Origin of the sequence: Halobacteriovorax sp., assembly GCF_041587335.1 — a bacterium.
GTDB lineage: Bacteria > Bdellovibrionota > Bacteriovoracia > Bacteriovoracales > Bacteriovoracaceae > Halobacteriovorax.
In genome coordinates this window covers 1-4,826 of record NZ_JBFGYP010000172.1, presented here as the reverse complement: position 1 = coordinate 4,826, position 4,826 = coordinate 1, and the positions used below count along the sequence as shown (strand labels likewise).

Sequence of the window (4,826 nt, the reverse complement as noted above, 5' to 3'; positions counted from 1 at the left end):
CTATAAAAAAGGCCCTTTTCAGGGCCTTTCTTTTTATGAATTAACAACAATCTTTTCTTTATTACCTATTTTTGCAAACAAATCTTTTGCTTTATAAACAAGTAAATGAACAACAGGAACAAGGAAGTAAGTGAATATAATTGATCCAATCATCCCACCAATTATTACGGCCCCCATCGCTGACTTAATCTTATCAAGAGCAAAAAGTTGAGGAAGTGTACCAGCTATAATTGCAATTGATGTCATCAAAATAGCTTTTAGCTTTTCCTTTGCACCTAACCAAATCGCCTCTTTGACCTCTATTCCCTCAGATATTTTCTGCTGAGCATACTCAATCATCAAGATAGCGTTATTAACGGCAAGTCCAACAACCATAACCATTGCCATCATAGAACCAATATTAATCGTTTGATCTGTATAAAACATAAGTACAATTGAACCTAAGAAGGAAGTTAGAATTGCAGACCCAATTGATAATGGGAATACAAATGAGTTTAAAACAGCAACAAGCAGCATATACGTTAGAATAACGGCCAGTAAGAATGCCTTACCAAGCTCACTTGATGACTCCGATTGATTTTCAGCATCACCTGCATAAGTATACTTAATAGTGTCAGGAAGGTCAGCTTCTTCAAAGCTTTTTGAGAGCTCAGCCATTACTGTACCAGTATTAGATTTTGCAAGATATCCATTCAACTGAATGATACTTTTCTTATCTCTTCTTTTTAATGGTGAAGTCGCCTCTGTGTACTTAACTTCCCCTAGAGAAGCGATTGGAATTAATCCATCTTTACCATGAATAAGAAATGAGTCAAAATCTTCAACATTCTTCTTAAACTCATTACCTAAAGTCACATTAATAGCGTATTCTTCTCCATCCTCTTTATAGACAGAATCATCATCACCATTAACTAGGCCTCTAATAACTTGTCCAATTTGAATATTCGTAAGTCCTTGTCGTATAATTTTAGATGAATCCGGGTTAAATTGAACCTCCATCTTTGGTACACGATAAGAGCTTTGAACAGATCCAAAGTATCCGCTATTAGCCATTATCTCTTTCATCTTATCAGATGCTTCAATCATCTCCGGAAAGGTTGCTCCTGTAACATCAATTGTAATATCGCCTAAGTTACTTGTATTTGATTTCCCTCCAGAAAGAGTGATTTCTGCTTCAGGTATTTTTGTTAAATCTACAAGTAGCTCACTCATTAAAACATCATAACTCTTAGATCTTTTAGATGCGGAAATAAGACTTACTGTAACTCTAGCCTTTTCCTCTCCATCATATCCAATATCAGCAAGAGTACTATCGACCTCAGGATACTCCTTTAATAGTTCATCAATCTTCTGAACAACCTCTCCTGTTTTCTCCACTGGAGTTCCATCAGGCATTACAATAGATACTGAGTACTCATCTCTATCTGACTTCGGTACGAATTCTGACCCAAGTCTAGAGCCAGAGAATGAAATAGACATAAACACTGCTATTGCTAAAGTAGCAGAAAGAATAGGCCAGTTCATCATTCTATCAAAAAACCACTTATACTGAACAGTGATCCATTCGATAACTTTATCTGTACCTTTAGCAACTATAGGAAAAGGTCCTTTTAAAGTTTCTGGATCTTTAAGGAGAATTGAGCACAGCATAGGTGTTAATGTAACTGAAGCAATGATTGAGAAAATTGTTGCATATACAACAGTCATTCCAAACTGAACCATGAACTGTCCAACAATTCCGCCCATAAAAGCTAAAGGAGTAAAAACAACAAGATTTGTTCCTGATGAAGCAAAAATTGCCAGAAGTACTTCTTTAGTTCCATCAATAGCCGCAGTTTGAGAATCCTTTCCCATTTTTAAATGTTTATAAATACTTTCTATAATGATCAAAGCATTTGCAATAAGTGTCCCTAAGCAGGTACCAAATGCAAGTAGTGTCATCATATTGATTGAGTAGTTAGACATGTCCATTATAAAGAATGTTGATATAATAGATGTTGGAATAACAACTGCAGCGATGATCGCACCTCTCCAGTCTCCCAAGAACACTAAAAGAATTACAATAGTTAACACAATTCCTAATAAAATACTTTCAATTGTTCCAACTGTATTATCAAGAGTGATTCTTGTTGTATCAACTGCAATATCTAACTTCATTCCCTCAGGAAGCTCTGTCTTAATAACTTCAAGGTCCGTCTTAAGAGTTTTAACAATTTTTACAGCGTCACCATCTGACAGCTTTTTAACAGCAATACCGACAGTATCTTTACCATTGTATCTCGCAATCGAATCAACATCTCTGTAGCTATCGCTTACAAATCCAACTGATGATAGTTTTATAGTTCTTCCCTCTCTAGATACAATAGGAAGATTCTTTATATCTTCAACACTAGAGAACTCTCCAACAAATCTAACACTTACTTTAGAGTCTTTCTTATTGATTGACCCTCCAGGAACATTTAAATTCTTCCTGGCCATAGAATTAATAACATCCTCAATAGATAAGTAGTTTTGGATTAAGAGGTTATTATCAAGTTCTACATTGATCTCTCTTTCTCTACCACCAAATACATCAATAGTTGCAACACCATTAATTGCAGAAAGTCTTGTCTTAAGTTTCTTATCTGCATATTCATATACTTCAGTTAAAGTGTGCTTATCACTCATAAGAGATAAGTTAACAATAGGCTGAATTAATGGATCAAATTTTGCGATAACGGGTCTATCTGCACCATCTGGAAAATCGTTGATAATCGCTTCAACCTTATCCTTTACTTCAATTGACTTTATATTAACATCTGCCTCAATAAGAAATTGTATCGTAACAACACCAAAACTATCTCTGGCCTCCGATTGAATATTCTTTATTTGAGAAATTTCAGAAACTGCATCTTCAACTCTTTTTAAAACTTGAGTCTCAATCTCTTCAGGGGATGCTCCACCATAAATAGTTTGAACTGTAATAATAGGAAATTCAACTTTAGGTGTTGGCTCTATAATTAGATTTCCAACTGACACAAGACCCATCACCATAAAAATAGCGATAAAAATAATTGTTGTCGCTGGACGTTTTACAAATACTTCAATCATAATTTACTCCGCTCTCTTGACGACTAATACTTTTTGCTGATCTTTTAAATATCTCTGATCACTAATAACAATTTCATCCCCAGATTTAACTCCACTTTTAATGGCATAGAATTCGTCATTATTTCCTGAAAGTACTACATCTTTAATTTCAACTTTATTTTTATTTCTAACTATATATATGTGAGGGGTTCCACCACGAGTAGAAACCGCCGATCGACTAACAACTACAGAATTTTTTAAATGTCCGACTTCAACTTGGATCACTAGTGATTTTTTAGAATCAATGCTTTTTGAAAATGTTACCTCTACAGCGTAGAGTCCTGAAAGATGGTCAACATTTTTAGATATAAAAGTAATTCTCCCATTATATATTTCATTATCTTTTGTGATTCTAGCAATTGCACCAATTTTTAATTTGTCAGCAACTCTAGGAGCAACTAAAGACTTAATAACTTTCCCATTACTCTTAACACCAGTAACCGTGACTGTATTAGAAAGTGATCTTTCCTCTGCGAGTTCTGTATATACAGGAACTCCATTTTTATTCCAGTATCTATATAGTGTTGGTACGTCTTTATTATTTGCAATTTTCACCTGTTCAGACTTCCATAGAAGACTACCTACATATAGAGCCGCTACAATAGCGACGAAGATGATTCTTTTCATTACTCACCTCTCCCGGATTTTTTAGTTGTCACTCTTTCAATATCTACATTTGTATTTAGAAGCTCAAGCTTAGTTCCTGCATAGTTTATTCTGTTATTTGTAAGTAGAAGCTCACTATCATTTAATTGCAATTGTGAAACTCCACCTGTAGCGAATGCCCCTAAAGAGACCTTATAAGAAGATAGAGCTAACTCTATCGCTTTCTTTTCAGACTCTAGCTTTCTCTCTAAACTTTCTCTTTGCTGTATTAGCTTGCGCAATTGTACTCTTTGATTTCTTTCTTCTTGATCTAATTGTAGCTGAGCAATTCTAGACTCAACTCTTCTAATCTGAACTGCGTCATTCTTAGATCCACCAAACGGCCAATCAAAGTTAAACATAACTCCAAAAGTGAAGTCTTCCTGCTCCTTTACTTTATCTCCTAGAAATCCATCTTTATAATTTGATGGAGCAAAGCTAGCAAACGCACTTATAGTAGGCATTCTATTGGCCTTCTCCCCTTCAATTGATAATTGACGAAGCTTTAGGTTCTCTTTCAAAATACTAATATTTAAATTATCAGAAACATCCACTTCATTGCTTTCATCTATAACTGATATTTCACGAAGTGATTTCTTTTCTAAAATAATTTCACTTCCTTCATTGATTGCTAAGAAGTTCATTAAGTCGTATTTTGCAATTTTAAAGTTTTTCTCAGAATCAATAAGAAATGGTCTTCGACTTGCTATATCTGCTTGCATTTTTAAGTTGTCGTTACGACTGATCCTTCCGTAAGAAACTCTCTTCTCTAATGTCTTTTTATTTTCGTTAGCATTTTTAAATGACTCTTTCGATACGTTTAATAAGTCGTGACTAAAGAGAACTCTATAATAAAGTTTACGCGCCATATTCTTAACTTCGGCCTTTGTTGCTAATGATCTAGTTCTACTAATTTCTTTACTGGCCTTAGCAATATCAATCCCACTACTTATTCTTCCAAAAGTATAAAGAGGCTGTGTAATCCCCACAGAACCACTCTCATTCCACTGATAACCATATGGAAGAACACTCCCCTTACCACTCGACTTTCT

At 34.7% G+C, this 4,826-nt stretch carries 3 protein-coding genes; all 3 read right to left on the bottom strand.

The annotated features are described in order from the left end of the window. Positions 1-33: 33 nt before the first annotated feature. Positions 34-3,090, bottom strand: a complete 3,057-nt coding sequence (locus tag ABX784_RS15450) for an efflux RND transporter permease subunit (RefSeq protein WP_372655963.1) — start codon at positions 3,088-3,090, stop codon at positions 34-36. A 3-nt stretch (positions 3,091-3,093) separates the two neighbouring features. Then, positions 3,094-3,756 carry a hypothetical protein gene (locus ABX784_RS15445; RefSeq protein WP_372655962.1) on the bottom strand — a complete coding sequence of 221 codons (663 nt, stop codon included), beginning with the start codon at positions 3,754-3,756 and terminating at the stop codon, positions 3,094-3,096. Next, a partial coding sequence (locus tag ABX784_RS15440; protein ID WP_372655961.1) for a TolC family protein occupies positions 3,756-4,826 on the bottom strand: 1,071 nt, incomplete at its 5' end. The genes ABX784_RS15440 and ABX784_RS15445, both read right to left, overlap by 1 nt.